Here is a 3888-nt window from a genome sequence, read left to right as displayed (position 1 = left end):
ACCGGCGGCGCGTTGTTGCGGAAATTGTTGTTGCAATAGATCAGGATCGGCCGGTTCACGTCCGGGCCGATCGCGGCGGCAAGGCTCTCGGCGGTGAAATCGGTGAAGGGCAGGTTGACCGCGCCCTCGATATGGCCGGCGGCGAAGGCGTCGCGCGAGCGGGCGTCGAGGACGAGCACGCGCGGGTCGGCCGCCAACTCGCGAAAGCGCGCATGGTCGATCAGGCGCCCCGCCCGATGCGGGCTCACCTCGGCGGCAAGGCGCTGGAAGCCGGGATAGTCGATCTGCGGATTGCGCGGCTGGGCAGCGAGCGGCGCGGCTGCGCAGGCGAGCGCGAGAATGAGGGGGATACGCATCACGGGGCCTCCTTCGCCGCGGACGTTGCGCGTACGAAACTGACGTTCTGCTGAACGTTTGAACGGGAGCCGCGGCGCTAGCCTTAACGGGCGCGCGAGGAGGTGCTTTGCGCCGGACCCGTCACCCAGCGAATCCGCGGGTCGTTCATGGTCACCGTCTCGCCCAACTCGCGGATGTTGCGATAGCCGTAGCCGTAGAGGTGGGTGAAGGTGGAGAGATTGATCGCGAGCCGTCCCGTCTTCAGGATAACGGGACGGCGATCCTCACTGAAATTGTTGTTGCAGTAGATCAGGATCGGCCGGTTCCGGTCGGGGCCGATCACCTCGGCCAGCGCCGCCTCGCTGAACTCGGTGAGCGGCAGATTCACCGCGCCTCGTATGTGCCCCTCCGCGAACTGGCGTTCCGAGCGGGCGTCGAGGATCAGCACGTTCCGTTCGCGGGCGGCAGCGGCGAACCTGTTCCAATCGATCAGCCTGGCGAGGCGATAGGGCCGCACCTCCTGCATCAGCGCGATATGGCCGTCATAATCCATATTGGGGTTGAGAGCGGTCGGCTGGGCGACGGCAGGGGCGGCGGCGCAGGCGAGCAAAAGCGGAAAAGCGAAACGCAACATGACAGGCCTCCTTTTGGCGGGGCCGGATTGATGCGGGTCCGAAACTTTATTCGCTCTGAACGCTCTGTTCATGTCACCGCAAAGGCGCGCACCGGGAACGTGCCCATGCCGGCGATCCTGGGCGGGGCGGCGGTGAAGGCGAAGCCCTCGTCGGGCAAGGCGGCGAGGTTGGTCATATGCTCGCAGATCAGGATGCCCGCGCCCAGCAGGACCGTGTGGACCGGGCGCGAGCGGCCGGACGTATCGTCGATATTGTGGCTGTCGATGCCGACCAGGACCGCGCCGCGTTCGACGAGCAGCCAGGCCGCCTCCAGGGTCAGGAACGGATGGCCGGTCTGATAGGCCTGGGTCCGCCAGTGCCGGTCCCAGCCGGTGTGAACCAGCACCGCCTTGCCGGCCAGGTCGCGGCCGGCGAAGGCATCGGTGTCGATCGCCGTCCGGCCCTCCGCCCGCACGACGAGGCCGGGCAATGCCGCGAGCCGGCCGATCTCCACTCCCGCCAGATCGTCGCCATCGACATAGCGGTGGAACGGCGCGTCGAGATAGGTGCCGGTATTGGCGACCATGTCGATCCGGCCGATCTGGAAGGTCGAGCCGTCGTCATAGAACTGGCCCGACATCTCGCGCGTCCAGAAGTCGCAGATGTGCGGCCCCGGCAGACCCTTGTAGGTGGTCATGCCGTCCTCGATCAGGTGGCTGAGGTCGATGAGCCCTTTTTCGTCCATATCGTCCACAGCGCCCCCGCGGCGAACAGCGCCCAGATGATGTTGAGTGTCGCCGACGGCATCGCGCCGTGCCACCAGCCGTTAATCGTGAAACCAACGGCGCCGATGAGATTCATCGCCTGGAACAGCGGCGAGCGACCGGTCAGCCGCCCCAGCGTCACCAAAATGTAGGCGAGCAGGATGAGCAACGCCCCGGTCCAGCCGACGATCTCGACGAAGATCAGCACCCGGTGAGCGAGCGCGGCGCGCCCAGCGCCGGATCGCAATACCAGACGTCGGTCGGCCCGATCGCATGGTCGACCAGCCGCCAGCGGCCGTTCGCGAAGCGCAGGATGCCGTTCACCGTCAGGCCGTCCATCACCTCCCAGTCGTCGGCGGAGAAATAGCGTCGGCCGTCGATCCGGCCGCCGCCGGGCCGCTGCGGATCGGCGATCACCAGCGCCCAGCCATTCCGCACGCCGATCCGCCGGACGACGAACTCGACCGGCCCGCCGAGCCGGCGCTCGATCGGTGGCCGCAGCGCGTCGAGGATCGCGCGGCGCTGTGCACCGGCGACCTGAGCCGCGGCGGGCACGGTCGAGAGCAATGCGAGGCCGATGACCGCGAAGGCGGCGAGACGGCGGATCATGCGGCTTCCCCTCTCGCCAGGCTGCGCAGCACATAATGGAGGATGCCGCCGCTGCGGAAATATTCCAGCTCGTTGGCGGTATCGATCCGCACCCGGGCCGGGAAGCTGAAGCTCGTTCCGTCGGCGCGAGTGACCTTCACCGCGATCTCCTTGCGCGGACTGAGCACGGCGACGCCGAGGATCGTGAACCTCTCGGTGCCGTCGAATTCCGGCGGCGCGTCGATGAATTGAAGCGGGATCACGCCCATGCCGACCAGGTTGGAGCGGTGGATGCGCTCATAGGTCTCGGCGATGACCGCGCGGACGCCGAGCAGGTTGGTGCCCTTCGCCGCCCAGTCGCGGCTGGAGCCGGTGCCATATTCCTTGCCGGCGACGATGACGAGCGGTGTCCCTTCCGCCTTGTAGAGCATCGCCGCGTCGTAGATCGCCATCTGCTCGCCGGTCGGGATGTATTTGGTGATGCCGCCCTCGATCCCCGGGACCATCTTGTTCTTGATCCGGATGTTGGCGAAGGTGCCGCGCATCATCACGTCGTGATTGCCGCGCCGCGCGCCGTAGCTGTTGAAATCGGCGCGGCTAACATTATGATCTGTAAGGTATTTTCCGGCCGGCGAATCGAGCTTGATCGATCCGGCCGGGCTGATGTGGTCGGTGGTGATCGAATCGCCCAGGATGGCGAGCGGGCGCGCATCGACGATATCGCCGGGGGCGACCGGCGTCATCGTCATGCCCTCGAAATAAGGCGGGTTGGCGATGTAGGTCGATCCGGCCGGCCAGCCATAGGTGTCGCCGCCGGTCACGGGAATCGCGCGCCAGCTCGCGTCGCCGTCATAGACGTTGCCGTAGCGGGCGCGGAACATGTCGCCATGGACGTAGGAATCGATGAACGAGCGGACCTCGTCGTTCGACGGCCAGATGTCCTTGAGATAGACATCGACGCCGGCCTTGTCCTTGCCGATCGGCGTCGCCACCATGTCCTCGATCACCGTACCCTTCAGCGCATAAGCGACGACCAGAGGCGGCGACGCGAGATAATTGGCGCGCACGTCCGGGCTGACCCGGCCCTCGAAATTGCGATTGCCGGACAGCACCGAGGCGGCAACGAGGTCGTTCTTGTGGATGGACGCGCTGATCGCTTCCGGCAGCGGCCCGGAATTGCCGATGCAGGTGGTGCAGCCGTAGCCGACCAGATCGAAGCCGATCGCGTTCAAATCCTCCGATAGTCCCGCCTTGTCGAGATAATCGGTGACGACCTGGGAGCCCGGCGCGAGGCTGGTCTTCACCCAAGGCTTGGAATCGAGGCCCCGCGCCCGCGCCTTGCGGGCGACGAGGCCGGCGGCAATCAGCACCGCGGGGTTGGATGTGTTGGTGCAGCTCGTGATCGCCGCGATCACGACGTCGCCATGGCCGAGATCATGCTTCACCCCGTCCGCGTTCGGCGTGTCGATCCCGAAGCGCGCCGGCAGCTCCTCCTCGGGATGGCCATATTCCCTGGTGAAGTTGACCCGGAACTCGTCGTCCAGATTGGCGAGCGTCACCTTGTCCTGCGGCCGCTTGGGGCCGGC

The 3888-nt window shown here is 66.5% G+C and carries 6 protein-coding genes; all 6 read right to left on the bottom strand.

What is annotated here, in order from left to right; translation table 11 throughout:
* A partial coding sequence (locus ACT4N3_RS00895; RefSeq protein WP_444853319.1) for a rhodanese-like domain-containing protein occupies nt 1–356 on the bottom strand: 356 nt, incomplete at its 3' end.
* A gap of 83 nt (nt 357–439) precedes the next feature.
* Nucleotides 440–970 carry a rhodanese-like domain-containing protein gene (locus ACT4N3_RS00890; protein WP_444853318.1) on the bottom strand — a complete coding sequence of 177 codons (531 nt, stop codon included), beginning with the start codon at nt 968–970 and terminating at the stop codon, nt 440–442.
* Nucleotides 971–1038: 68 nt separating this feature from the next.
* Complete coding sequence (locus tag ACT4N3_RS00885) at nt 1039–1695, bottom strand: cyclase family protein (RefSeq protein WP_444853317.1); 657 nt, start codon at nt 1693–1695, stop codon at nt 1039–1041.
* Nucleotides 1659–1922, bottom strand: coding sequence for a CBU_0592 family membrane protein (locus ACT4N3_RS00880; RefSeq protein ID WP_444853316.1), 264 nt, complete (start codon nt 1920–1922; stop codon nt 1659–1661). The genes ACT4N3_RS00885 and ACT4N3_RS00880 overlap by 37 nt, the downstream gene beginning before the upstream one ends.
* On the bottom strand, nt 1916–2323 hold the full coding sequence (locus ACT4N3_RS00875; RefSeq protein WP_444853315.1) for a hypothetical protein: 408 nt from the start codon (nt 2321–2323) through the stop codon (nt 1916–1918). Before ACT4N3_RS00875 ends, ACT4N3_RS00880 begins: the two co-directional genes overlap by 7 nt.
* Nucleotides 2320–3888: aconitate hydratase AcnA (gene acnA / locus ACT4N3_RS00870; RefSeq protein ID WP_444853314.1), on the bottom strand; the 1569-nt coding region annotated here is incomplete at its 5' end. The genes ACT4N3_RS00875 and acnA, both read right to left, overlap by 4 nt.

It is taken from the genome of Sphingosinicella sp. (genome assembly GCF_052388015.1).
In the GTDB taxonomy this organism is placed as follows: domain Bacteria; phylum Pseudomonadota; class Alphaproteobacteria; order Sphingomonadales; family Sphingomonadaceae; genus Allosphingosinicella.
Note: the sequence above shows the minus strand (reverse complement) of the source record. Positions and strands in the feature narration are given on the sequence as shown.

Bases quoted from the DNA above. Each gene is read 5' to 3' on its own strand.
- ACT4N3_RS00875 (WP_444853315.1), bottom strand. From the start codon at position 2,323: ATGATCCGCCGTCTCGCCGCCTTCGCGGTCATCGGCCTCGCATTGCTC.
- ACT4N3_RS00885 (WP_444853317.1), bottom strand. From the start codon at position 1,695: ATGGACGAAAAAGGGCTCATCGACCTCAGCCACCTGATCGAGGACGGC.
- ACT4N3_RS00890 (WP_444853318.1), bottom strand. From the start codon at position 970: ATGTTGCGTTTCGCTTTTCCGCTTTTGCTCGCCTGCGCCGCCGCCCCT.